The organism is Patescibacteria group bacterium, from assembly GCA_038065315.1.
Taxonomy (GTDB): domain Bacteria; phylum Patescibacteriota; class Minisyncoccia; order Phycocordibacterales; family JBBTRF01; genus JBBTRF01.
On record JBBTRF010000001.1, the window covers coordinates 449427 to 474554 of the forward strand.

Annotated in this window: 32 protein-coding genes; 1 reads left to right on the top strand and 31 read right to left on the bottom strand. The window is 50.8% G+C overall.

All coding sequences use genetic code 11. The features are described 5' to 3' along the window. Window positions 1-46: 46 nt before the first annotated feature. From AAB391_02450 to rpsS, 25 genes are all read right to left on the bottom strand, one after another. On the bottom strand, window positions 47-1465 hold the full coding sequence (locus AAB391_02450) for an MBL fold metallo-hydrolase (GenBank protein ID MEK7645152.1): 1419 nt from the start codon (window positions 1463-1465) through the stop codon (window positions 47-49). 133 nt (window positions 1466-1598) lie between these two features. Beyond that, window positions 1599-2099, bottom strand: coding sequence for an NYN domain-containing protein (locus tag AAB391_02455; GenBank protein ID MEK7645153.1), 501 nt, complete (start codon window positions 2097-2099; stop codon window positions 1599-1601). Between the two features lie 85 nt (window positions 2100-2184). Further along, window positions 2185-2631: a class F sortase gene (locus tag AAB391_02460; protein MEK7645154.1), complete on the bottom strand. Its 447-nt coding sequence runs from the start codon at window positions 2629-2631 to the stop codon at window positions 2185-2187. Window positions 2632-3399: 768 nt separating this feature from the next. After that, a complete protein-coding gene (locus tag AAB391_02465; protein ID MEK7645155.1) occupies window positions 3400-4023 on the bottom strand; it encodes a nucleoside-diphosphate kinase in 624 nt (207 codons plus the stop codon). A gap of 38 nt (window positions 4024-4061) precedes the next feature. Next, window positions 4062-6821 (bottom strand): hypothetical protein, encoded by a 2760-nt coding sequence (locus AAB391_02470; protein MEK7645156.1) that lies wholly within the window; start codon window positions 6819-6821, stop codon window positions 4062-4064. A gap of 7 nt (window positions 6822-6828) precedes the next feature. Continuing rightward, window positions 6829-7167, bottom strand: a complete 339-nt coding sequence (locus tag AAB391_02475) for a hypothetical protein (protein ID MEK7645157.1) — start codon at window positions 7165-7167, stop codon at window positions 6829-6831. A gap of 1 nt (window position 7168) precedes the next feature. Then, complete coding sequence (locus AAB391_02480) at window positions 7169-10636, bottom strand: hypothetical protein (GenBank protein MEK7645158.1); 3468 nt, start codon at window positions 10634-10636, stop codon at window positions 7169-7171. Window positions 10637-10649: 13 nt separating this feature from the next. Then, window positions 10650-11459 carry a type I methionyl aminopeptidase gene (map, locus tag AAB391_02485; GenBank protein MEK7645159.1) on the bottom strand — a complete coding sequence of 270 codons (810 nt, stop codon included), beginning with the start codon at window positions 11457-11459 and terminating at the stop codon, window positions 10650-10652. 1 nt (window position 11460) lies between these two features. Then, window positions 11461-12099, bottom strand: a complete 639-nt coding sequence (locus AAB391_02490) for a nucleoside monophosphate kinase (protein MEK7645160.1) — start codon at window positions 12097-12099, stop codon at window positions 11461-11463. Between the two features lie 286 nt (window positions 12100-12385). Further along, entirely contained in the window at window positions 12386-13666 is a 1281-nt protein-coding gene (secY, locus tag AAB391_02495; GenBank protein ID MEK7645161.1) for a preprotein translocase subunit SecY, read from the bottom strand. 37 nt (window positions 13667-13703) lie between these two features. Then, the gene (locus tag AAB391_02500) at window positions 13704-14144 is read right to left on the bottom strand and encodes an uL15 family ribosomal protein (protein ID MEK7645162.1); all 441 of its coding nucleotides are present in this window, start codon (window positions 14142-14144) and stop codon (window positions 13704-13706) included. An 11-nt stretch (window positions 14145-14155) separates the two neighbouring features. After that, entirely contained in the window at window positions 14156-14875 is a 720-nt protein-coding gene (locus AAB391_02505; GenBank protein MEK7645163.1) for a 30S ribosomal protein S5, read from the bottom strand. A 7-nt stretch (window positions 14876-14882) separates the two neighbouring features. Further along, window positions 14883-15236, bottom strand: coding sequence for a 50S ribosomal protein L18 (gene rplR, locus AAB391_02510; GenBank protein MEK7645164.1), 354 nt, complete (start codon window positions 15234-15236; stop codon window positions 14883-14885). Between the two features lie 21 nt (window positions 15237-15257). After that, complete coding sequence (gene rplF, locus AAB391_02515; protein MEK7645165.1) at window positions 15258-15791, bottom strand: 50S ribosomal protein L6; 534 nt, start codon at window positions 15789-15791, stop codon at window positions 15258-15260. An 18-nt stretch (window positions 15792-15809) separates the two neighbouring features. Next, on the bottom strand, window positions 15810-16202 hold the full coding sequence (rpsH, locus tag AAB391_02520; GenBank protein MEK7645166.1) for a 30S ribosomal protein S8: 393 nt from the start codon (window positions 16200-16202) through the stop codon (window positions 15810-15812). After that, window positions 16196-16381 carry a type Z 30S ribosomal protein S14 gene (locus tag AAB391_02525; protein ID MEK7645167.1) on the bottom strand — a complete coding sequence of 62 codons (186 nt, stop codon included), beginning with the start codon at window positions 16379-16381 and terminating at the stop codon, window positions 16196-16198. The genes rpsH and AAB391_02525 overlap by 7 nt, the downstream gene beginning before the upstream one ends. Window positions 16382-16476: 95 nt before the next feature. Next, window positions 16477-17058, bottom strand: coding sequence for a 50S ribosomal protein L5 (gene rplE / locus AAB391_02530; GenBank protein MEK7645168.1), 582 nt, complete (start codon window positions 17056-17058; stop codon window positions 16477-16479). Between the two features lie 11 nt (window positions 17059-17069). Continuing rightward, window positions 17070-17300: a 50S ribosomal protein L24 gene (gene rplX, locus AAB391_02535; GenBank protein MEK7645169.1), complete on the bottom strand. Its 231-nt coding sequence runs from the start codon at window positions 17298-17300 to the stop codon at window positions 17070-17072. Window positions 17301-17321: 21 nt separating this feature from the next. Next, window positions 17322-17693 (bottom strand): 50S ribosomal protein L14, encoded by a 372-nt coding sequence (gene rplN, locus AAB391_02540; protein MEK7645170.1) that lies wholly within the window; start codon window positions 17691-17693, stop codon window positions 17322-17324. A gap of 9 nt (window positions 17694-17702) precedes the next feature. Beyond that, window positions 17703-17996 carry a 30S ribosomal protein S17 gene (gene rpsQ, locus AAB391_02545; protein MEK7645171.1) on the bottom strand — a complete coding sequence of 98 codons (294 nt, stop codon included), beginning with the start codon at window positions 17994-17996 and terminating at the stop codon, window positions 17703-17705. Between the two features lie 5 nt (window positions 17997-18001). Next, complete coding sequence (rpmC, locus tag AAB391_02550; protein MEK7645172.1) at window positions 18002-18271, bottom strand: 50S ribosomal protein L29; 270 nt, start codon at window positions 18269-18271, stop codon at window positions 18002-18004. 5 nt (window positions 18272-18276) lie between these two features. Continuing rightward, window positions 18277-18693 (bottom strand): 50S ribosomal protein L16, encoded by a 417-nt coding sequence (rplP, locus tag AAB391_02555; protein MEK7645173.1) that lies wholly within the window; start codon window positions 18691-18693, stop codon window positions 18277-18279. Between the two features lie 11 nt (window positions 18694-18704). Next, complete coding sequence (gene rpsC, locus AAB391_02560) at window positions 18705-19400, bottom strand: 30S ribosomal protein S3 (GenBank protein ID MEK7645174.1); 696 nt, start codon at window positions 19398-19400, stop codon at window positions 18705-18707. Window positions 19401-19404: 4 nt separating this feature from the next. Next, complete coding sequence (rplV, locus tag AAB391_02565) at window positions 19405-19818, bottom strand: 50S ribosomal protein L22 (protein ID MEK7645175.1); 414 nt, start codon at window positions 19816-19818, stop codon at window positions 19405-19407. 36 nt (window positions 19819-19854) lie between these two features. Beyond that, the gene (rpsS, locus tag AAB391_02570; GenBank protein ID MEK7645176.1) at window positions 19855-20196 is read right to left on the bottom strand and encodes a 30S ribosomal protein S19; all 342 of its coding nucleotides are present in this window, start codon (window positions 20194-20196) and stop codon (window positions 19855-19857) included. A gap of 280 nt (window positions 20197-20476) precedes the next feature. On the opposite strand from rpsS, the gene AAB391_02575 reads away from it, so the two are divergent. Then, window positions 20477-20971 (top strand): NYN domain-containing protein, encoded by a 495-nt coding sequence (locus tag AAB391_02575; GenBank protein ID MEK7645177.1) that lies wholly within the window; start codon window positions 20477-20479, stop codon window positions 20969-20971. Between the two features lie 292 nt (window positions 20972-21263). Here AAB391_02575 and AAB391_02580 read toward each other — a convergent pair whose 3' ends face one another. The 6 genes from AAB391_02580 to rplC all read right to left on the bottom strand — a co-directional run bounded on the left by AAB391_02580 (window position 21264) and on the right by rplC (window position 25088). Then, window positions 21264-21533: a type II toxin-antitoxin system RelB/DinJ family antitoxin gene (locus tag AAB391_02580; protein MEK7645178.1), complete on the bottom strand. Its 270-nt coding sequence runs from the start codon at window positions 21531-21533 to the stop codon at window positions 21264-21266. A 38-nt stretch (window positions 21534-21571) separates the two neighbouring features. Further along, window positions 21572-22459 carry an aminoglycoside phosphotransferase family protein gene (locus tag AAB391_02585; GenBank protein ID MEK7645179.1) on the bottom strand — a complete coding sequence of 296 codons (888 nt, stop codon included), beginning with the start codon at window positions 22457-22459 and terminating at the stop codon, window positions 21572-21574. A gap of 100 nt (window positions 22460-22559) precedes the next feature. After that, entirely contained in the window at window positions 22560-23408 is an 849-nt protein-coding gene (rplB, locus tag AAB391_02590; GenBank protein ID MEK7645180.1) for a 50S ribosomal protein L2, read from the bottom strand. Window positions 23409-23431: 23 nt separating this feature from the next. After that, the gene (locus tag AAB391_02595; protein ID MEK7645181.1) at window positions 23432-23728 is read right to left on the bottom strand and encodes a 50S ribosomal protein L23; all 297 of its coding nucleotides are present in this window, start codon (window positions 23726-23728) and stop codon (window positions 23432-23434) included. A gap of 1 nt (window position 23729) precedes the next feature. Beyond that, the gene (gene rplD / locus AAB391_02600) at window positions 23730-24452 is read right to left on the bottom strand and encodes a 50S ribosomal protein L4 (GenBank protein ID MEK7645182.1); all 723 of its coding nucleotides are present in this window, start codon (window positions 24450-24452) and stop codon (window positions 23730-23732) included. Between the two features lie 21 nt (window positions 24453-24473). After that, window positions 24474-25088, bottom strand: coding sequence for a 50S ribosomal protein L3 (rplC, locus tag AAB391_02605; protein ID MEK7645183.1), 615 nt, complete (start codon window positions 25086-25088; stop codon window positions 24474-24476). Window positions 25089-25128: the final 40 nt, after the last annotated feature.

The following is a 25128-nucleotide window of genomic DNA, read 5'->3' on the forward strand; positions in this document are numbered from 1 at the left end:
GACGAAAGAAACAAAAAAACCGCCTGATGGCGGTTTTTTTGTTTACCTATTTAATCTCGTACGCCACCGCCCTCTCCGGCATCTCCGCATCAACCCCCACATTATCCCGCAACTTCTGCACCAAAAAGAGTGACGCCTTCGGCTCCCCCATTGCCACAAACACCTTCTTTAGCGACGGCGCAGCTTCACCGACAAATTCCACCAAATGATCCGAATCCTTGTGTGACGAATAGCCGTAGATGGTTTCGATGTGCGCCTTCACGCGAATATCGCGTTCGTTGATCCGCACCGTCTTATGACCATCGAGGAGCTGACGTCCGAGCGTGCCGATACTCTGATATCCGACCAGCAAAATCGTGTTCTTCTCGTCCGGCAAATATTCCGCCTCATGATGGATCACGCGCCCGCCAGCCGACATCCCTGAACCGGCAATGATGATCTTCGGACCCGGCATATTTTCGATGGCGCGTGACCCTTCATTGGTCGGCACATATTTGAGGCGCGGAAAATTGAAGAGCTGATGATCCCCCTCCCCCGCATCGGACTGTGCGGCTTGGTTGAAAAAGCGCGTCGACTTTTTGTAAATATCGGTGACTTTTATCGCAAGGGGCGAATCGACATACACTGGCACCTGCGGGATCTGCCCACAATCCACCATGTTGTTGAGCTCATACAAGATCACCTGCGTACGCTCCACAGAAAACGCCGGAATCACTACCACGCCGCGGCGTGCGACGGTTTCGTTGATCACACGCTTCAACTTCTCTTTTCGCTCGCTCGTCGGCTCGTGGTTGCGGTCGCCATACACGCTTTCCATCACCATGTAGTCGGCGTCAGAACCCGCGATCGATTCAGTATCCTTCAGCAACGGCGTCGGCGAATTGCCAAGGTCGCCGGTGAAGAGGATTTTTCGTGGCTCGCCCGCCACACCCTTTCCGGTGCTTGCACTTTTGATCGTAAACTCAATCATTGCCGACCCCAAAATATGCCCGGCATCGCGCAGGTACACGGACACACCCTCGCAGACTTGAAATTGTGTGTGGTATTCGACTGTCTTCCACAAGCCGATCGCAGCGCCGACATCTTTCGCTTCATACAGCGGCAACACGCCATCACGCTGCGCTTCTCGAGCGAGCAGTCCAACCGCGTCTTCCATGATCAATTCTGCCAGTGCCTTAGTCTCCGGCGTCGAATAAATGACGCCCTGGAAACCGTCTTTCACCAACTTACCAATACGACCAACATGATCGAGATGTGCGTGCGTGATAAAGAGGTAGTCGATGCCAGCCGGGTCATATTCAAAAGCCTTGCGATTGCGGCGCGACGACTCCGGCGAGCCCTGCTCGAGGCCGCAATCCACGAGAATGCGCTTACTTTCCAACGTTTCGAGCAAAAAATTCGCACCCGTCACCACCCCCACCCCGCCGTAAAATGTGAGGCGCGGCTTGTTCGCTTGGTCGTTCATGGAGATAAGTATAGCAAACTTTTACAGAGGACTGTGGTCAGTATTGACCTTTTTCCCAGCGCTGATATGATTGTAAATGTCAGAAACTAGGAAAAAGCCCTTCGTGAGTACTGCGTGTCCACGCGGTGCTTTTTCATTTACGGGGAACTTGCGATATTTGAGTCCTCGCACTAGAGAGGTCGGTAATGCGGCCGGGTACCGACCGTTTCAGCAAGCTCGAGCATATCTGCATATTTGGACAAAGGACGACCTCCAACTTCTCTTCCTGCAATAAGTGTTCAACGAGTGAGTAGAAATCTCCATCACCAGTCACAATGACTGCTTTTGTATAATTTCCCTTCTCTAGGACAGTCTTCAGGACTAGGTCAGCATCAATATTTGCTTTCGGTTTCCCAAATTCATCAATAACGACTGGTTTGAAGCAAACATCGTAGCCTATCTTCTCTAGGAATGCGTAAGAGTTTGAAAACTTTTCAACGTAGCCAATGAACAAAAATGCCTTCGTTACTCGATATTTATCGGCAAGGTAGCGGTGCAACTTTTCAAAATCCACTAGCCAGCCAAGCCTCTCTACGCCACAAATGAGGTTCTGGGTATCTATAAAAGCGTAGTTATTTTCTCTTTGTGGTGGCACCTAACCACTCTAGCAAACCACTGATAGAGAAACCGCAAAGAAACCCTAAAGAATTCGTGAAGAAACGATAAACTTACGATGAATTTTACACCCCCTCCGCAAACACCACGAGCCGCTTCGTGAATTGTCCAGCCGAACGATCCCACTCACCCTCGCAGGTGATGAGGTTGAGAAAGACGCCATTTTTTCGTGACACAGCACCGCGTCCGAACACTTCTTCCGTATTGTCTGTTGGCCCAAACACCTTGCTGCCACGCACAATGAACGTGCGCCAAATATTGTCCGCATCGGCCACTAAAATCGTGTCGCCAACGCGGAGCTCGCTCAACCGATCAAACACGGCCATGCCATTTTTCCACCCACGATGTCCCGCCACCACGGCACGCCCGCGCTCACCTGGCCGTGGACCAAAGGCATACCATCCCACTCGCTCGGCTTGTTTAGGCACACCCATGCTACCGTCGGCCAATACTCCTACTGGCTCAAAGGGCGCATCCACCTCGATCCTCGGGATTCGGAGCTGTAAAGGCATCCCTGAGTAGTCTACAGGCAACGTACCGGGGTTTTGGGTAACTAGCGCTGAAACATCATCTGGGCTATTTTGCGGGGCCTCTAGGGGCAAAAATGGGTTTACCACAAACAAACTGAGGCCAATCGCCAATGGAATCAGGACACACAATAGGCTGTTTTGGACCGGCGTTTTCACCCCGCTATCCTATCCCAAATAGCCATCCGGCGCCATTCTGGACATGAAAAATCCGTCTCTCGGCATCGTGCCAAGGACGGGTCCTTCATAGGGTTATTAGTCAGTATTTACCCAGCCTAAGCCAGGTGGGTGATCGCAGATGGAGCGGTCAGAACGCCGAAGCGCTCATCGAGGTCCAACAATTAAATCTCCCTTAATATGTGTTATAGAGTTAATACTGGAAATAACCCTACTGTAATTATATGCTTCCTATTTTTGAGCGCAATTGTGGAAAAACATTACGACACAGTATGAAAATTTTCCGGAAGAAAACCCCACTCATAACAGGGTTCTCTTCTAGACGGAGGATTATGATCGCTCACGATTTGCAAAAATAATGATCGGTGCCCGAGGGAGAGACTCGTCGGAACGCGTGTGAACGCACTCAACCGGAGTCTTCGCACATCGAGCTCCTTGTTTTGATTAGCAATGCGAGCTATAAACACAATCCTATCTACCATAGTAGACCTATACACAGAAGCGTCAACAACAAAAGTGCCTGAAACGGGTACAAGCTGTGCACAAGGTGTGTGCAACCTGTGCGTAAGCTGTGAACTAGTCGAAGATGCCGTCCAGATCGACGTTGTAGAGGATTTTTTCTTGCACCGTGTTGTAGCGAATGATCTCTTCCGGAGAGAACCAATGAGCGATCTCGTCTTCCGCCTCTTTCACCGAGCCGGACGAATGGACGAGGTTGCGTACCGCACGCGTGTCGTCGTCGGAAATTTTATACGAATCGAGCACGAAGTCGCCGCGGATCGTACCGACATCCGACATGAGCGGCTCAGTGCTACCCGTGAGCTTGCGCACCACCTGCACGGCGTGCGCACCCTGCCACACCATTGCAATCACCGGCCCACTCGACAAGTACTTCTTGAGCTTCTGGAGAATAATTTCCGTCACTTTCAACGGATCATCCTTGTGCGGATGCACTAACCCTTTCGCCTCGTATCCTTTAATATTCTTCTCTCCTGTCACACGGCGCCACTCAGGGTCGAGGGTGTAATGTTTCTCGATAAAATCTGGCTTCGGCACGAGCATCTTGAGGCCGATCATTTTCAAACCGGTGCGCTCGTAGCGCTGAATAATCTCACCAATGAGGGCACGCTGGATACCGTCTGGCTTGATGACCACGAGCGTGCGTTCGTATTTGTATTTCTGAATGTTGGTGTGTGGCATAGGTTGAGACTTCTGATTATCTGGATAAATTTTGTGTACTATGCGTTCTTTTTCTGATACTTGAGCAAAATCTCCGCCTCGACGTCGGCCTTGTTGCGGCCGAATTTCATGTATGAAAGCTGCTTGAGGTTTTCGATCTGGTCCGGCCGGCCGGGTTCCGGCGGAGTGAGGCGCATGCTGAACGGCTTCACCGGCCGGCCGCCAGCCAACAACTTCACGTACGCGTTGTAGTTGTCGACATTCATACTATCTTTCGCAGTGAAGACCGGCGCAAACTGCTTCTCCAAATACTCCGCATCCTCCGCGCCGACACGAAACGCCGCAATCGAACCGACGTTGCCAAACACGGAATTCTTGATCCCCTCCTGGAGCTGCGCGATAAATTGGTGCGCGATATTCAGGCTAAGCTTGTACTTTCGAGCCTCGGACAAAATCACTGAGATAGAGTCCGTGGTTACGTTCTGGAACTCGTCGATATACAAATAAAAAGGTGGCATCTGCGGCGCTCCAACCTGACCATTCAGCGAATCGGCGCGTGACAAAGCAGCCATCAGGATCTTCCCCACCAAGATAAGACCAATCAAATTGGCATTGATATCGCCGAGGCGACCTTTCGACAAATTGACCAGCAAAATCTTCTTCGTATCCATGATCTCACGGAAATTGAAGGTCGACTTTTCCTGTGCGATCACCGGCCGCATGATGTCGTTACTTAGGAATGTATCGAACTTGCTCACCACGTACGGCACAATGTTTGCCAATGACGACTCCCCGCCCGCCTTCTCCGCCACTTCTCTCCAGAATTGGGTCACCACCGGATTGGTGCATTTCAGCAATTTCTGTTCGCGGAAAATCTTCGAAGACAGCACACGCGATACGTCGAGCAAGGTGCCACCAGAAGATGGATCGTCGATGGTCAAAAGTACCGCATTGCGGAAATACTGCTCGAACATCGGACCACCTGCTGTTTTCATATCGAAAAGCTTGTTGAAGATAGACAGCATTTCGTTCACCACGAAGGTCTTCTGTTCCGGAAAGCGTGGGTCGTATTGGAGCATGTTCAAGCCCATCGGCCGCTCGGTGTATGCTGGATCGAAATAAATAACATCTTCGTAGCGCTCCTTCGGAATCTTCGCAAGAATATCCTGGATATCGCTACCGTGCGGGTCGATAAAGCAGACACCGTCGCCATTTTTGATATCCTGCACGATCATATTCTTCAGCAGGCTGGTCTTTCCGGTACCGGTCTGGCCAATCACATAGAAGTGTCGAAGGCGATCTTCCGGTGTCATGTGAATCTCCGTCTTCATGTTGCGGAATTCATTCACGCCGAGCAAGATGCCGTTGTGCGGCAAATCGAGCGGTGCTGGCGCAGTACCTGCCTTGGAAATTTTGAGCTGCGGTGCCGACTTTAGGACCGTCGCTGGCAGATGCATCACGGTGGTGAGCTCGCGCAGACTCAAGGCCAATTTTGCGTCTTCATCGTACAAGCGATACGCAAACGCATCAACAAACTTCTGCAACGCACCCTTCTTCTGTCGATCAAACACGAAACGATTACCCTGCGTGTTCTGGAATTGGTTGAATGCCGACTCCATATCGCTCAAAATGCGCTCTGCGGCGGTGTCATCGTGTGCCGAGACCATGAGACGGATGTTGGTGTAAATGATTGGGCTCTCGATCTTGCGTTGGATCTGTTCGATGGCCGCTTCGTCAATATGTGGTATAGAACGATCCTCACCGTCTTTTGGTTTCTTTGGCGCCTTGGCGGTCTTGAATACATTCGTAAAATGCTCGTAGAAGGTGTCAGGAAAATCAATTGCTTCGCTAGTTTTGACCCCCTTTCGAATGCGCTCGATCGCCTTCTGGTATCGCTTCAACTGTAGGTCGCTCTTCGCCGGCTGGCAGACGATCTGCAGCGCCGCACCCTCGCCATCGCGCTGGATCTTTGAAAACGTATTCAGAATGACGTTCAGCGGATCGTGGTCGAATTCATCATACAGCTTGATCGGCAAGGCCGACTTCTTCATCAGGCCAATTGAAGTACCAGCCACCACACCTTTCTCAGAGAAAATGTTGTAGTCGTCGTTCTTTTCGGTGATGCGTGCGTTGTGGAAAATACCCAAAATCTGCTTCTCAAAAAGGTCGCGCTTGGTGTCTGGCACCGCCATATAAAATACAAATTCGTTGCTGTGGTTCGACACCGCGAGCTCAATCGTGAAATAGTGCGCAGAGGTGTCGTCGTCATCAGACACCGAGGACATGCCGGAGTAAAATTGCTCCATTGAGGATACCAAATCCTTGAGTGACTTCTCCGGCGCCTCGCCGTCCCTCTCTGGCAACGCGATCTCGTACAGTGTCATCTTCAGCGCCTTGGAAATGGCCTCTTTTGGATTCATTTGGTCGACGCGATGGCCGGCCTTGAGGTATTGGATGACAAAACGATGAAAATCGTCCTCAAGGTGCGGGTTTTTGAGCTTTTCAACAACATCGAGTGCATTTTTCAAACCGTGCTTTTGGAGCACCGCGAGGAGCTCTGCCATCTTTTCGTCGTGCGCTTCTGGGGCAATGTTCAAGACGATCGCTTCGGAAGCCTGTGGCGACAAGCGATGGTCCGACGCCAGCACTTTTTCTGTCGGAAGCCCCTGATATTCGACCAACTTCTCCTTCATCACCCGCTCTTGCAGGGGCTGCGCCTCCCCGCGCTCGCGAAGCTCGCGCTCCTTCTGCGACACCTGCTCACGCAAGAAAGCGAGTTCCTGCTCTGGGGTGTGCAAGACTTCTGGACCAGGATTCATTGCTGTATTATAGCAGTTTTGCGCGCACCTTTGCTAAGGAAAGCTCTTCCGAGATGACCCTTTCCTCCTTCTTCAACGCTTTCATGAAAGCCACGACATCTTCTAGCTCGGCGAGATAATGCTTGTTGAGCTCATTGGACACTTCGAGATACGTCGAGAGCATATCCATGTGGATCCGTGCTTTTTCGGCCTCGGTGAGCTTCTTTTTCATCAACTCGTCTATCAGCGACTGCGCTCCAACCATATCACGCTTGTCAATCAGCTCGGAAAGCTTCGAAAAGTCGGCCTTGTTAGTCTTTGCGCGCACTTTCGACGGAATGCTTGAATTGTTGTTTTTTGGAGCCATATTATGTAGTTATTTTCTCGCCTTTTTTCAACAAGTCGCAATTAATCATCACACCCATGAGTGCCATGCGCCGCTCCCTGCCATCACCTTTGGTTGGGTCGATCTTCTTGAAGGCTTCCGCAAGTAGTCCCTTCATGATTTTAGCCTTTTGCGACTCAGCACCCATCCCACCGATCGCCTCTTGCTTCAAAATATTCTGTATCATCTTCTCCATATCGGCAATTGCCCCTTTTTTATTGATCGCTGTCTTTTCAAACACCGCAAATACTCGATTCCCCCATTGAGCAACGATAGCCTCGTGGAGCTTGTCGGCCATCTCGGCAATATTTGCTATTTCCTGGAATGGGTCCGCACCTGTTTCTGTACCGCGATTACCATCGAGGAGTAGCATGTATTCATAAATTCTTTGCAAATCCTCCACGGCAGTATCGGCAGTAAATGACGTGAGGGTATTTTTGATCTGTGCCTGAGCATATCTCACCAAAGCGATGGTCGGCGGCAGCTCTGTATAGGTGGCAGTTCGCAGGCTCTCAAACTGCTGGGTGACTTGAGCAAAAGACTGTTCAGCCTGCTCGATCGTCTGTTTCTTTTGTCGAATCTCTGCCAACGTTGCCTCAACATCGAGTAGCTTCTGTGCCACTTCAGGGTGGTGTTTCCAAAAAGGATTGTAGGTGAGAAGACTCCCTAAACCAAGATTGATCTTGCTCCCCTCCAGCGCAGCACGTGATACCCCTTGCTGAGAAGCCTCCACCATCCGTTCCCCTAGGGCTTGGTGACGCTTCAGGCCAGCGAGTTTAGCCTTCTCTGCCATATTCACTTTGTCCAAAGCAAGCTTTTCCCAAACATCCAAGGCATCCACTGTGCGGCCTTTCAAAACCCCATCTCGCTTCACACTGAAATCTGCGGCAATTGTCGCTTCGGTTTGCTCCTTCCAACCCGCCTTTTCACTCATCCAGTACATCGTCTTCAGCATCCTCGACTCGACAAAATTTGGTATCCACCCAGATACAGAATCTCGACGGGTACTCTCATGGACACGCTCTAGGTGCTTCTTCAGGTCAAGTGCATCCTGCTCGGCTTGATTAAAAAAATCCTTCCCCCCAAGGCGATCGACTTCGGCTTTTGCGGTAGCGATATTCTTTTCCAGTACCCCTCGAGTCTCGAGCTGGGTCGCGAGATTCAACAGCTGTTCTGGACGTTCCAACGCCTCAGCGTCGACATATTCTTGAAATGTCTTCCTCGCCTCTTTACCATTTTTTGGCAAATTCGAATCTGGATTATCAAAATCGAGGAGGAAGTCGCCCTTGATCGCCCCATTTGCCAATTCGTACAGATCGGTGGCCAGCTTATCCTTTATCGCAAAAGCTTTTCGATACTTCTCAATCTCAAGTGTGTTTTGGTCTTCAAGAAGTTGCTCAGCATTCGCCACCTTTGCAAAGAAGGCGCGGAATTCTGGGTTGTCATCAAGAATACCCACGAGAGTCTCGGAGCCGGTGACGGCGGCCGCTGCAGTTGCCGCTGCTGAAGCCTCAGGTGTCTTTGGCATCAATTTGCCGAGATTGGCTGGAGCGAAAGTTGGAGTCGGCGGTACTAGTGGAGTCGTCAATGTAGGTGGAACAGAAGCTGTGGGAGTACCCGTTACCGTGGGAGCACCGGGCACACTTGCGGGAGTTTTAACAGCTGAAGCAGGGTATCGTTGCTGCGTAGTGAGAGCAGATTTCACACCATCCTCACCAAGCTTCCTGATCGCAGAGTCGGGCCAGCCAAGCTCATGTAGAGTGCGTAGTTTTTCCCTTCGAGTTCTCGTCGGCCTGACCACTTCTGGCGCCACACCTGGTTGTGCCGCCTCTGGGGGAACAACCTCACCTGGCTCTTGAGTTGCCTCCTTCAGCACAATCTTTTCATCTCTCAAATACCCTCTGATAAATACCTTTACCGCACTTCGCAGATTATATTGCGCAGGAATGGTTTTGAAAAACTCGTCGAGCTTCTCTTGTCGATCAGCAATTTCAGCACGGCGCAACTCATTCAGCATTTTTGGGATATCTTTTCGTAACGTCGCGAGTACCGTCTTTGCGGAGATCAAACGCGCAGCAGGAACCCCCTCTTTTCTTGATCGTACAGTAAAATAGGCATCACCCATCTTTTCAAGCATTGTGTACACGTCAGTGAGGGTGCCTGCCTCATCAAAATCCAATGCGTCCTTTGACTCAACTTCAGGCGAAGCACCTGCCTCACGAAGGGCGTTTCGGAGAAGTCGACCCATGGCATCATTAAGGTAGCCTCGACCAGAAATCATCTTCGAAAATCTATCGAGAGTCGTCCTCTGCTCGTCTACAGGCAATCCTGATAACTCACTCAAAATTTTTGGGACTTCGGCACGAAGAATACCGGCCACAACCTTTGCTTGCACCATATTGTTTTTACGCACGGAGCCCTGTGGGGCTGGCATAGCAATGAGCTCCTCCCCATCTTTTTCAAGCATCTGATAGACCTCTTCGAGGGTCTTTGCTGTATTAAAATTAAATTCAACACCGGTCGGAAGCCTCTCAGCCCTTGTCGATGCATCAGTTTCGGACGGCGCTGGCATCTCAGCAAAGACTCCAAGATTACTGAGTACCGCCATCACATCCTCTCCAAATCCTTTCTTGACACCAAGATCTTTTAGACGACGGTCGATGATCCGACGACGCTTCTCAACTGAGGGATTTCGCTGTTTGAAACGAGGATCCTCAAATTCAGCGAATATCTGCTCGGCCATCTGTTTTGCCGGACCAACGCCGAGCTTGGTCTTCTTTTCAGTCTCTTCGTTTACCTTCTCAAAAAGAGTGAGACCTTTAGCCTCTTCGATCAATCGAAATATGTCTTCTTTCGTAGAAGCTCCGCCCTGCTGAGGAGGCGCTTCGGCGGTAGGGGTTTCTGCGTTGGCGACAACAGTATGGGTATCCGGTGGTGTAGGGGTAGGAACCCCCTCTGCTAGCGCAGGTTTTGTTTGATCTTCAAGAGGTGCTAGACCAGAGAAAAATGCAATGAGAGGTGCAAGGATCTCCAAAGCTTGTCCAAGCTCTCCTGCCGCTATCGCAGCGCGAATGCCAGCAGCGTGATCTTCGAGCTTTTTTCTTCTATCATCCCACTTTAGTGCAAGCTCATCTTCTTTTATTGGTTCCAAATCTTTCTGAGCACCTTCGCAGTATTTTCCGAGTCTTACAAGAACCTCCTCAACACCCTCAGGGGAAAGTTCTTTTTGTGTCACTTCCGCAAGATACCCGGTGAGCGATGCTTCTGCGCGGGTGACCTCATTTTTAATTGCCCGGATTTGCTTCCTTGAAAGTGTTGGGGTCTTTTCTCCAGCCTCAGGAACATCCTCGCGCTGGTCTTTATCACTTTTTTTACTCGTACCCCCACCACCGCCCGGAAGCTCAATTCCGTCAAATGGGCTCGGGAAATTTTCATCGCGTCTGTCTGACATAAAATAAAGTATACTACAAAACCGTCAAAACCTCAGCATCCCCTTCGCGGATTAGCACGGTATGCTCAAAATGGGCACTCGGCTTCATATCAGCCGTGCGGAAGGTATAGCCGTCGGGCATGAGGACAATATTGGCCGTACCGAGATTAAACATCGGCTCGATAGCGAGCACCATGCCGGGCTTCAGGAGCATGCCGTCGCCGCGCTTGCCAAAATTCGGGACATACGGCTCCTCGTGAGCAGCATTTCCCACCCCATGACCACAGAGCTCCTCCACTAGACCGAGCTTGTGCTTTTTGCACACTTGCTCTATGGCGTAACCAATGTCGCCAACTCGAGCACCACCCTTCGCCACTTTGATTCCAGCAACGAGAGCTTCCTTTGTGGCGTCAAGCAACTTTTGGACTGCAGGAGAAATACCGGTACCCTCCGCATCCACTACCGGCACCGTCACCGCTGCATCGGTATAGACTCCCTTGTGAAGCAGGCCGAAGTCGATACTCACAATATCCCCCACTTTGAGCACACGATTGTTTTCATTCGGAATACCATGCACCACCTCTTCGTTCACGGAAATACAAGATGATGCGGGAAACGGACGGTCAGCAAAGTCCGGTTGAAAATTCAAAAGTGAAGGCTGATCGCCGCCAGGCACACCGAGCTTCGGGTCACCTTGGGTGATGAGCATGTAAATGCGGTCGTCTATGGCGCGGGTCTCGACACCAGGCTTCGTCATTTCTGCTGCAATACGCAAAATCCGCGCGTGGCGTTTCCCCGCCTCTCTCAACAATACGATGTCGGCCGCGGTTTTAATTAAAGGCATGTTATTTAGAGGGAGTGGCCGCAACTGCAGCGATAATGTCCGTGTGAATCTTCGCCTCCGATTGCTCGCCACTCACCTCCACGAAACGATAATTCGGATTGGTGCGATACCATTCCACTGCTAGCTCAACATCGGTCTTATACCAAGCGAGACGGCCGCGGATTTCAGCACTGTTGTCGTCGAGGCGCTGGCGGGCGGCGAGTCGGCGAGCCGCCTCTGCTTCCGAAATATTCATAAAAAGCACGATTGGCTTTGAGCGACCATAGAAACCAAAAACGCTGTCGAGCACTTGCGCTTCATCTCGCTTACGCGGTGTACCGTCGATAATCAAATGCTCCCCGCCCGTAAGCTTCTCAGTGAAAAACTTCGCCCACATATAGATCGCCAAGAAAGCTGGCTGCAGGGCGCCCTTCGCTGACAACGCCTTCGCGGTCTTCTGTGTGTACGAATCCCCCTGCAAAAACGAGCGGAATTCTGCACCCGTTTGGAGGTACTTCACCGGCAAGGCTGGCGCACCGTCAGCACCGGGGGCACCGGCAGCAGCACCTGCACCTTTTTCCAGGTACGCCTGCAATAGAACCGCCTGTGTACCCTTCCCCGCACCCGATCGCCCAATGAAGATAAACGTCTGTGGATTCATAGGGCCATAATATCATTTGGAGGCCTGTCTGTCAGTGTTTTTGAGTAGGTGCGGATTTTTCATACAAAGTATGAGGAAGTATGAAAAATCCGCAGGTGCTCTTTTCAGCCGCCACCCCCCTAGCCCGCCCCACGAAACTCAAACGCCGCGATAGTATTCGAGAAGGTATTAATGGAAAAGAACCCGCAATGAATATGTGGGGACTGCGGAGCGCGACTGGCGCGAGCCGGAGCAAAAAGCCACCAGGCTTTTATGCGTACCCCACATATTCATTGCGGGTTCTTTGCTAGTACGACCGCATCGAAACCTGTCCTTCAACCTTCTTCACCAAATCAATCACCACAGAAACAACGATCAAAAGCGCTGTTCCACCGATCGCAAACGAAGTGTTGCCGGTTGTGTTCTGCAAGATGAGAGGAAGCACCGCAATCGCTGACAAGAAGACGGCGCCGACAAGAGTGATGCGTGTGACTACCTTCGAGAGATATAGAGCGGTGGAATCGCCTGGGCGAACACCTGGGATAAATGCCCCACCCTTCTGAAGATTGGTTGCGATCTGCTGAGGATCGAAGGTGACCGCAGTGTAGAAGTAGGTAAAGAGGAAGACGAGCACGAAATACGCGATCGCATGAACCCAGTTGTTGTTCAAGAAAGCGAGCGCCTTTTGTGAAATATCAATGAGAGTTGGGTTAGTGCTCAATTCCTTCACAAAATTGAAGACCATCTGCGGCAAAAGCAGAATGGAAAGCGCGAAAATGATTGGAATCACGCCGGCTTGGTTCACTCGCAACGGAAGGTAGGTCGAGCCGCCGTTGGTGCTGCCGCCACCATGCACCTGCTTGGCATAGGTGACGGGGATAGAACGCTCTGCTTCGGTGATAATGACCACTGCCCAGATCACCACACACGCAATGAGAGCGAAGGCGATGTAAAACGGAAGCTTCGATGGGTCTGCGGCCAAAATATCGCGGAATTGACCCAATACCGGAGGAAGCTGCGACACGATACCAGCAAAGATAATCATTGAGAGGCCGTTACCAATGCCATATTCAGTGATGAGCTCGCCGATCCACATGAGCAGGGCTGAGCCAGCCGTGATGACGATGATGTTCACAAAAAGACTGGTGCCGCTAAGATCGCCGAGTAAGCCCTGCTTCGACAAAAGGAGCAAAAAGCCGTAGGCCTGTACCATTGCGAGAGGGATGCTCAGGCGTCGAGAATATTGAGAAAATTTAATGCGTCCAGCATCTCCCTCCTCCTGGTACATCGCCTTGAGCTTTGGCGACATCATAGTCAAAAGCTGCATGATGATCGATGCCGTGATGTATGGACCGACACCGAGCATCACAACAGAAAGATTGGAAAGACCGCTACCAGAAAAGATGTTGATGAGGCTCAAAAATTCATTGGTTCGGAAAAAAGCTTCGAGTCGGAGGACATCGACGCCCGGCACTGGGATAGTAGCGAGGAGTCGGAACAATACTAGTCCGACCAGCACAAAGAGCACCTTCTTGCGAAGGATCTTGTCGGTGAAGATGAGTTTTATTTTTTCGGTAAGCGTTACCATAGAGGTGCCGTTTAGGTTACGGGGCTACGCCCCACGATTATTTTACCATACCGCCCGCCTTCTCGATCTTCGCCTTCGCTGGAGCAGATACCGCACACCCTGAGACGGTAATCTTCTTGGTGAGCTCGCCTTCCGCGAGGATCTTCACTGGAGGAAAACCGCCCTTGTACATTTCAATGAGGCCTTTTGCAACGAGAGTTTCTGGATTGACCTCATCACCTGCCGCGAAGTGCTTTTCGATTGCTTCAAAGTTGACCGGCACCATCGCTACTTGGAAACCAAGGAAGCTGTTTCGGCCTCGGCCTCGGAGCTTTGGAATCTTCTTGATGATGTCTCGCATCTCTGGTCGCTTCTTGCGTCCTGATCGTGAGTTCTGCCCCTTGGTACCTCGGCCCGCGGTCTTGCCACGCTTGCCACCGCGCGCTACCTGGCGGCTGATCTTGTTCTTATGGATTCGCTTGATTTCGTGTGATTGCATGGGGGGTTGGATTACGCTTTTGCGGCGCTAGCAGTATGAGCGGCTCGAGCTGGTCGCACCAATCGCTTGTGTGAGTTCTTTGGATCAAATTCTGAGAGAGCGAGGATGGCTGCTCGTGCGTTATTCAAATGGTCCTTGGTACCCGAGAAGAGCTTGGCGGTGACATTCTTCACGCCTGCAAGCTCGAGCACATTTCGCACCGAGCTACCCGCCACGAGGCCCTTGGCTCGGTTTGGTCGAATAGACACTCGTGCACTGCAGTATTTTGCATCAACGTCATAAGGAACAGACATGTCCTTGGTGAGTGCGAGCTTGATCATGTGCTTCTTTGCGCTGCGCATTGCCTTGTCGATCGCAATAGCGGTGTCTCCAGCTTTGCCAGTACCAACACCCACCCAACCCTTTCGGTTTCCTGCAGCGATAGCCACAGAGAAAGTGAAGCGTCGTCCGCCGGCAGCCACTCGAGTCACACGTCGGATACTGATGATCTTCTGATCAAATTCAGGCTTTGCGCGAGGCTCTCGAGCGGGACCACGTCGAGGTCGGTCGCCACCGGCGCCACCGCGAGCACCACCTCGTCCAGCAAAGCCACCGAAACCGCTTCGTGCTGGTGCTGGACGCTTGGCATCTGCCTGGGCAATCTGCTGAGTTGGCGCAGTTCCTGCCAATGGTACTGGCTTTGCTTCTGGTGCCGGAGTCGCTGGAGCTGATTGTGTTGGGTTGGTATCCATATGAGTATTAGAATGTGAGGCCGCCGGCTCGAGCCGCATCGGCAATAGCCTTGATCTTGCCAGTGTAAATAAAGCCACCTCGATCGAAGACTGCCTTAGCGATCTTCAAGGCCTTTGCCTTCTCCGCGATCTCCTTGCCTACCATGACGGCCTTCTCCATCATCTTGCCCTTCATCTTGAGAGAGGTAGCGGCCGCGAGGGTCTTCCCTGCCTCATCGTTGATGAGCTGAGCATACACGTACTTGTTTGATCGATACACAGCGAGACGAGGGCATGATGCGGTGCCAGAAATCTTCGCGCGAATTCGCTTCTGGCGTCGTGCTCGGGTGATCTGTGCAAGTTGTGTTTTGGTAGTAGCCATGTGAGTGTGAATATGAAGGGATTATGCAGTCTTCTTGCCTTCCTTGCGTCGGATGGTCTCGTCGTCATATCGGATACCTTTGCCCTTGTATGGCTCAGGAACCTTGTTGGCGCGGACCTGCGCGGCAAACTGGCCGACGAGCTCTTTGTCCTGGCCGGTGATAGTGATGAGGTTTTTCTCGGCAGTGACCTTGAGGCCCTTTGGGAGCTTCATGTTCACCGGATGAGAAAAGCCGAGAGACATTGCGAGAGTGTCCCCCTTTACATCAGACTTGTAACCAATGCCTTCGACAATGAGCTTCTTGGTGTAGCCCTTGGTGACGCCTTCCATCATGTTCATGATATGTGAAGACCAAGTGCCCCAAAGCATTTTTGCTTCAGCAGTGGTGTTTTGTGCAGAAACATTCACATGACCATCGGCCACAGCAACGTTGATCAAAGAGTGTATCTCACGAGCAAGCTCACCAAGAGGACCCTTTACGGTCACGACTCGGCCAGCCACAGTAACAGTGGTATTTTCTGGGATAGCGAGAGGTTTTTTGCCGATTCGTGACATGTGAGTATGATTAAATAATTACCAGATCTTAAAGAGAAGCTCGCCGCCAAGGCCGTCCTTTCGAGCTTGCACGTCGGTCATGACTCCCTTTGAGGTAGAGACAACGAGAGTACCGAAGCCATTCTTCACTCGAGGCAGGTCGGTGGCACCAGCATAGATGCGCTTAGAAGGCTTTGAGATCCGCTCAGCACCGTGCATTCGAGCGAGGTTGCCTGTGTAGACGAGCTTGATCTCGACACTCCTGATTCCTTTCTTGCCTTTCTTCGTGGCATTCTTCACGTAGCCTTCCTTCTCGAGGAGGTCAGTGACGGCCATCAAAAGATTTGAGTATGGCAAAGTGACGAGCTCTTTCTGTGAAGCAGCTGCGTTTTTGATATTTGAAATGTAGTCGCTGAGAGTATCCTTTACCATGATGATTTTTTAATGCCTGGGATCATGCCTTCGTTCGCGAACTCTCGGAAGCAGATACGGCAGAGACCGAAATCTCGCATAAAGCCTCGCTTTCGACCACAGCGGAAACAGCGTCGAACAATCCGAGTAGAAAACTTCGGTTTCTTCTGAGATCGTGCGATGACTGATGTTTTCGCCATTGTGGATTGATAATTAAAAAAATGAGGCTCTTTGGGAGCGTGGAGACATACTAGCAATACGGACTGCCGATGTCAAACCACGCTTCCCTGCTTGATTATTCCTTGGCTTTCCGACCCTTCGCGGCCAGCTTCTTCTCCTCCTCCGGCTTCATGAAAGGGATGCCGAGGTATTCGAAGAAGATCTCCGCCGACTTTGCATCCTTCGCCGTGGTGACGATGGTCGCCGCGAAGCCGAAGACGTCCTTGAGCTCTTCGTCTGAAGTCTCAGGGAAGATGGTGTGCTCGCGGATACCGATGTTGATGTTACCCATCTCATCGATGGCCTTGCGCGCAATACCACGGAAGTCCTTGGTTCGAGGGAGGGCGATGTTGATGAGCTTGTTGAGGAAGTTCACCATTCGATCGCCTCGGAGGGTCACCTGGTAGCCGGCTGGGTCGCCCTGTCGAGACTTGAAGGTCGCGATCGACTTTTTCGCTGTCTTCACCACTACTTTCTGGCCCGCGATGCGGTTCATGCGGTCGGCGATGAGCTCGATCTTCTTCTTGTCCTTTACAGAACCAATGCCAGACGAAAGCACCACCTTTACGAGCTTTGGTGTTTCCATGATATTCGTAATACCAAGAGCTCCCTTGAGGGTCTCGAATGTCTTATTCTGCTTTTCTTTTACTCCGTTCATGATAGTTATGATTATTTCTTACGAGCTTCGACGAGCTTAACGTTTGAGACGTGAATCGGCATCGCCTTCTCGACAATTTCACCCTTTTTGCCATTTCGCTGAGCCTTGATGTGTCGCTTGTGGACATTGACGCCGTCAACCAATACCAAATTCTCCTTTGGCATCGCCTTGAGGATCTTGCCTTTCTTGCCCTTGTCCTTGCCGGCAATCACTATTACGTTTTCGTCTTTTTTTACGTGCATTGGAGTATGGTTATGGTCTCGTTATACGATTTCTGGGGCCAAAGAAGCGATCTTCTGGAAACCCTTTTCCGCGATTTCTCGAGGGATAGGACCGAAGACACGGCCGCCGATTGGCTCCATCTTTTCTCGCTCGATGATCACCACAGCGTTCTCATCGAATCGGATGTATGAACCGTCCTTGCGTCGGAATGGGTTGCGCTGTCGCACGACCACTGCTCGAAGAACATCCTTCTTCTTGATCGCCTTTCGAGGCTCTGCCTTCTGCACAGAGAGGATCACGAGCTCACCGATCTGGGCGTATCGCTTCCCCGCGCTGCCGAGCACTTTGAAGATACGGCCGATCTTCGCGCCGGTGTTGTCTGCAATAGTTACGATTGAGCGTGGTTGGATCATGGAAGTGTATTAAATAACGCGGAAATGCTTATTCTTCGAGATCGGTCGAGTCTCGATGATAGTGACAGTATCGCCGATCTTCTTGGTGTTGCCTGCATCGTGTGCCTGGAATCGCTTGGTGCTCTTCATGTACTTGCCGTACTTTGGCATTTTGTTGAAGGTATCGACAGCGACGACAATAGTGTCCTTCATTTTGTCAGACACGACCTTGCCGGTGAGAGTCTTCGGCTTCGATACAACCGCAGCCGCAGGAGCGGTGCCCTGGGAGACTTTGGTTGCTTTGATTTTAGTGTTCTTTTCCATGAAAATTATTTAACGGTAACTTTAGCAACCTTGGCCTTCGCCGCCTTCTTTGACGCAGCAACTGCCTTTGGAGCAACTGGGACGACAGGCGTAGCATTGTTTCGCGCAGAGACCTCGGTGAGAAGTCGAGCAATGTCCTTTCGGAGATTTCGGCCAGCCTTCACATCCTTGAGCTTGCTACCAGAAGAGCCAAGTCGAAACTCCTTCAAAGCCACTCGCTTCTCATCGATGGTCTTCAAAATTTCTTTGTCGCTGATTTTCTTGATTTCTTTCATGGGAGTTATCGTGAAATGACCTTAGACTTCAATGGGAGCTTGGTGCCTGCCTTTCGAAGAGCCTCCTTTGCTTCGGTGTCGACAACACCGTCCACCTCAAAGATGATACGACCTGCCTTCACTTCTGCACAGTATCCCTGTGGCTCACCCTTTCCGGAACCCATCGGCACTTCAGCGGCCTTTGCGGTATATGGCATGTCTGGGAAAATGCGAATCCACACCTTTCCTGACTTTCCAGCAAATCGAGAGATCACCTTTCGTGCTGCTTCGATCTGGTTTGAGGTTACTCGCGCAGGGGTCATCGCCTTGAGGCCAAATGATCCAAATGCCAAAGCAATGCCTCGAGTCTCGATGAAAGGCTTAGCGTAGTTTCGGCGCATTCGGTGCCACTTGCGATGTTTTACTTTCTTTGGGAGTAACATGGGAGTGTTGGTTAGTTCTGATTGTGGTTAGGCTTCGCCGCCTTTGCCTTCTCAGCAAAGATCTCACCTCGGTAGATCCACACCTTGATGCCGATGTCGCCATAGGTCATGTGCGCCTTTTCACGCTTGAAATCTACATCGGCTCGCAAGGTCTGGAGAGGAACTCGGCCACGCTTGAGCTCTTCCTGTCGGGCCATATCGGCACCGCCAAGTCGGCCAGTGAGATAGATCTTCACTCCCAAGACGTCTCGGTTTGCCATCACCTTCTCAATGGTCTGCTTCATGACGCGTCGGAATGGGAGGCGCTTCTCGAGGCCTTCTGCCACAGTGTAGGCAACGATGGCTGCATTAGACTCAGGAGATCGGACCTCTTCGATGTCGAGCTTGAGCTCTGGAGGCATTGCAAGCTTGTTCTTCTTGATGAAATTGAGGATGTCGTTTCGCAACGCGGTGGCACCTTCTCCACTCTTGCCGATGAGCATACCTGGTCGAGAAGTCTTGATGACCACGCGAAGGTTTTTAGAATTTCGCTCGATATCTACGCCAGCAGTATAAAAACCACGGAGTTTCTTGTCCAAATATTCACGAAGAGTGACGTCGCACTTGAGGTACGATACGTACTTTGTCTTGTCCGCGCCGAACCAGCGAGACTTCCAGTCTCGGATGATTCCCAATCGATGTGCATATGGATGGACGACGTGTGACATGTGATTATTTGCTATCTTTGTTAGTTTTTGGAGCCGCTTTTACCGCGCTCGCTGTCTTCGCGGCCTTTGTCACCTTTTTTGGCTTCTCTGCCACGACATCCAAGACCAAAGTGACGTGGCTTGAGTGCTTGTGGATCGGGAAAGCGCTACCACGAGCTCGAGGCATGCTGCGCTTCATGATGGTGCCGCCATTGACCTGCACGTTTTTGATGAAAAGGTTCTCTGCAGAGAGATTGAAGTTGGTCTTCGCGTTGGCCACAGCAGAAGCAATGAGCTTCTTCATTGGACCAGAAGCTTCCTTCACGAGGAAATCAAGCATGGTCATCGCATCGCCTACTTTCTTGCCCTTTACGAGATTCGCCACGAGACGAACCTTTCGCGGAGCCTGTCGATAATCGTTGAGTGATGCGGTAACCATTGGAGTATTGATAAAATGAAGGATGATTATGCTGGATTATTTCTTTTCTGCCACGGTGGCCTTAGCGGTCTGGGCAGCTGCGATCTCAGCCTCCTTCTTCTTGGCCTCAAGCTCCTTCTGCATCTTACCTCCGTGTCGTACAAACTTTCGGGTAAGCGCAAATTCACCGAGGCGGTGACCTACCATTTCCTCGGTGACAAGCACTTCAATATGATCTTTGCCATTGTGGACGCCAAACTTATATCCCACCATTTCCGGTGAAATCTGGCTGTCTCGAGCCCAGGTCTTAATAACCCCAGCTTGTTCTGGCTTCTTGCCGGCGATCTTCTTGAGAAGAATCTCCGCTACATATGGTCCTTTTGCGAGTGATCGGGTCATGAATGAATGAAAACAGCTCACCTGAGCCATGGCTTAGTATCTTAGCAGAAGCATATATAATGTCAACCCGCCGCCCCGCTCCCTTCGGGCACGCGTCAAAACTCTGCTGAGTTTTGCACTCACTCTCAGGCCGTCGCCTTCCGAGAGACCCTCAGGGAGCGAGGCGGCGGGTTGTTCATTGTGCAACAATTAGTGTCGTTTTACCGAGAGCGGAATGAAATTGTTATGAAGATTTTGCTTGTAAGTAGCCGTACTGGTTATATATAGTTACGGGTGCTAGATGATGAAGAAACCCGCAAATAACTATGCTTTTATAGATAGCCAGAATCTGAATTTGGGTGTACTTGGTCTTGGTTGGAGGCTTGATTTTTCGCGCTTTCGAGTCTATCTGAAAGATAAGTATGATGTGTCTAGTGCCTTTATTTTTATAGGATACGTACCCGGGAATGAGAGGTTGTACTCTTACCTCCAAAAATCTGGCTATATTTGTATTTTTAAACCCACCCTGGAATTACCTGATGGGGCAGTGAAAGGCAATGTCGACGCCGAACTCGTACTGAACACCATGATTGAGCTTCCAAATTTCGACAAAGCAGTGGTCGTTTCTGGGGACGGTGACTTCTACTGCCTGGCACGACACCTTATTTCGAATAGAAAATGTGAAGCGATCATTGTACCGAACAAATACAAATACTCTGCTCTCTTGAGATTCAAAGACATTAAGCCCTACCTCCGTTTCATAAACGACCTGCAAAACAAGCTTGAGAAAAAATAAAAGAAAAGGCCCCGCAAGGACGGAACCTTGAAGGGTGATCTTTTCCATTCGTGATATTGATAATTCTATCAAACTCAAGAAAGGAGTCAAGGCGATGAAGTAGCCCAAGTATCTACCCCCAGAGAGACCCCTATTCCGACTTTCGCCAGAGATACTCTCATCGTTTCCCTTTCGAGAAACCGCAGTGGACGGGGATTTTCTGACCTTTAGAAGTAGATACTTGGGCTATTTCAATTCGCTTTTCTATACCTAAGGCATATACCAAAAGTAGCCGAGCGGTCAAGTGTCGCGATTAGGAAAGTAGGTGTTTTGTTAATTCCTCAGCATTCTTGTACCGCTTCCCATGCTTCTCCGCCCATTCGGTCTCCTTGATCATTCGCGCTTCCTGGCCAGGAGTAAAACCATTAACAGTCCTGATCTCAAAAGGAATCGACTTGGTGCGAGATACCGTACGAAGAAACAACTTCATCGCGGAAGACATGTCCAAACCAAGCTCGGCAAGCACCTTTTGAGCGCTTACTTTGGTCGCCTTATCGATACGAAGTTGAATAGTGGTGTTCATCACTCTAGTATAGACAATGTCACTACTTTGTCAATACGTTAGATATTCTTTGAAAAAAGGATCTTTGAGTCGAAATCTGCTATCTCATTTACTGCCTTCGATGTAGACCGGACAAACTCCGTCTCATCTTTTCTCGAATGTCCTTCCATCTTCCAGCGTAGGGAGACAAGAAGTCTGATTAGCACGAGGGTCTGGATATCACGCATGGCCCCGGCCAACTCACTTTCGCCATACTCATATCCCTTAAGAAAAATGGCGATGTTCTCTTTGCCGGTATTCCAAGTAAATAGATCCGTAAGTTCCCCATGAGGCGCCCGGTGCCCACAAGAAGTTCCCCAATCCACAAGATAAATGGCTCCTGAAGGATGCACAACAACATTACTCAAATGAAGATTGCCATGACACAATGTTGGGGCATATTGCCAAGAGCGGACTTCATTCACCCTCTTTTTAATACTCAAGAGTTTCTCACTGGAAAACACGCCTGCACTTTGGAAAAAGTTGTCTCCAAAAAGCTTGTCGTCAACATAATCAAGATCAAACTTGCAATCCGGTGCTGGGATGGCATTGAATTTCTTGGCATACTGACCTAAAGTAAGCCAAATTCTCCCTGCCTCCTTTGGCAAATCCCTACCATCAACACCCTCAATGAATTCTTGGAACGAGAATGAGTGCCCTACCTCCTCCCCTATCGCAATACACTTCGGGGTCGGAATATTTATCTTGGAAACCTCATCCATGCACCACTTCTCTCTTTGGTAGGTTTTGAGGGCCTTTCCACCTTTCTGCATCCGCAAGATATAATCCACACCATTTACAGTAACCTTGCAGACAAGATTCACCACCCCCTTACCCCTAATCTCCTCGATCGATGAGGGTAGCACCCCGAAGACCTTCTTGGTAATTTGATCAACGACTTCTTTCATATATTTCTCTTTTATTTGCACTAATCGTATCACAAAGTGTTAACGCCAGGGCTGTGTAGCCAAAAGAAAAATCCCCTCTCGGGGATTTTTCTTTTGGCTACTAAGCCTCCTTCTTCTTCCCAACCTTTCGTCGAGAGACGATAAACTGATTTGAGTATCGCTTTGGAGTTCGAGTCTTCTGACCCTTACCTGAAGGCTTACCCCACATGGTCTTCGCTCGGCGGAGACCTCGGCCCTGCTTACCTTCTCCTCCTCCGTATGGGTGGTCTACTGGGTTCATCACCATACCTCGGACAGTCGGTCGAATACCCATCCATCGAGATCGTCCTGCCTTGCCAATGTTCACGAGCCAATTTTCATCATTTGAAACAGTACCGATAGAACCCCAAGCGGTGTCGAGCACCTTTCGTACTTCGGTAGAAGGCATCTTGAGGTGAGTCATGCCAGCATCCTGTGCGATCACCTGGATAAAGTTGCCGGCTGATCGTCCGAGCTGTGCGACGCCACTTGGCTGGATAGACACGCTGTGCACAAAGGCGCCAACAGGAATGTTCTTCAAAAGAGTTCGGTTGCCAGTCTTGAGCTCCGCCTTTTCTGAGACAATAATGCTGTCCCCCACCTTGAGATCCTTTGGAGAAAGGATGTAGCGCTTCTCGCCATCCTTGTAACACACGAGCGCAATGAAACCGGTGCGGTTTGGATCGTACTCAATGGTCTGCACTACAGCAGGAATATCTTTCTTATCGAAAACAAAGTCAACGTGTCGATAGAGTCGCTTGTGTCCACCGCCCTTATGTCGCACAGTGATGCGGCCGTCGGAGTTGCGCCCGACTCGATGCTTGAAACCAGAGACGAGCGCCTTATGAGGAGTGTCAGTGGTCAAGTGCTCGCTGTATGACACAGTGGTCATACCTCGGCGAGATTTGGTGAATGGTTTATAGTGTTTCATTGGAGTATTTGGTGGTGCGACGATTATACAAATTCAATGGTCTCCTTCTTGCCGAGGGTGACGTAGGCCTTCTTGCCTCCCTGCTTTACGCCTGCCTTGCCTCGGACAAAAGATCGCTTTGAAGGTACCGCGAGGATCTTTACGTCGATCGGAGTCACCTTGTACAAGGTCTTGATCGCAGCCTTGATAGATGCCACGTTGGCACTCTGGGTCACGTTGAAGGTGTAGACCTTCTTCTCGGCCAAGCGAGCGGCCTTCTCGGTGATGCGTGGGCCGAGGATGACAGATACTGGGTCGTGTTTTACGGTAATGGTAGTCATGTTATTTCTTTGCAGTCTTAGCTACTTTCTTTGGCTCACTCGCTGCGGTTCGCGCCGGAAGTCGGCTTGCAAGAGATGCGACACTCACCTTTGGATTCTCGATCACGACGTACTTGTACTTCATGAGGTCGAGGACGTTGAGATTTCGTACTTCGTTGACCGAGATATTGCTCATGTTGCCGAAGCTTCGGTCTGCTGAAGCGCTCTTTGCAGACATCGCAATGAAAGCGGCGTTGTTCTTCTTGGTAGCGAGCATCTCGTAGCCCTTTACGCCAGCGAGTGCAGCGATGAGAGACTTTGCGTGCTTGGTCTTGGCCTCCTTGAGAGCAATAGACTCAACAAACAACACTTCGCCGTCTCGCATCTTCTTTGAGAGCAGGGTGAAAAGCGCCTTCGCCTTCATCTTCTGGTTGACCTTTCGGTCGAAGTTCTTGTCATTTCGAGGACCATGAGACACACCTCCACCTGGCCACAACGGTGATCGGATAGAACCGTGTCGGGCACGACCAGTACCCTTCTGCTGCCATGGCTTCTTACCGCCTCCTCGTACATCACCTCGAGTCTGAGTGTGAGCGACTGGATTGCGCTTTGAAGTCATCATTGAGGTCATGACCTGGTGTACCAAGTCGGCGTTCCAGTTCAAACCAAAGACATTCTCTGGGAGCTCGAAAGCGCCAGCAGCCTTGCCGTCCTGAGTGTAGATTTTTGCTTCTAGAGTATTCATGGGTTCAGGGTTATTTCAGGATTACTGTGCGATCACTTCTACCAAAGTACCTCGTCGGCCTGGAATTGCTCCAGAAACAAGAAGAAGGTTCTCTGTGGCGTTGATCTGCACGACCTTGAGGTTCTTGACAGTAACACGATCACCACCCATTCGTCCAGCCATTCGCATACCGGGAGCCACACGGCCGCCGGCTCGTCCTGCACCAGAGATGGTACCGACTTCTCGCTCAGAGTGCTTCTGACCGTGGGTTCGGGAACCTCCCTTGAAGCCGTGTCGCTTCACTGCACCCTGGAAACCCTTGCCCTTGCTGATCGAAGACACTTCGATCTCATCGCCTTCCTTGAAGACAGAGACGTCGAATTTGTCTCCCAGCTTCTGGGTAGGAGCGGCCACGCGGAACTCCTTGAGGGTTCGGAAAAGACCGAGCGCCTTGGTGTGTCCCTTTTGAGGCTTCGAGACGAGCTTCTCGCGAATCTCGCCAAATCCAATCTGAACAGCTGAATAGCCATCCTTTCCGGACTCTTTAACCTGGGTTACAGTCACCGGACCGGCCTTGAGGACGGTCACTGGGTGAACATTTCCCTCTTGGTCGAAGACCTGGGTCATATTCAGTTTTGTTCCGATAATGAATTTCATGTGGGTTAGGTGAGGCGGTTAGTGGGGTGAATACTGGTGG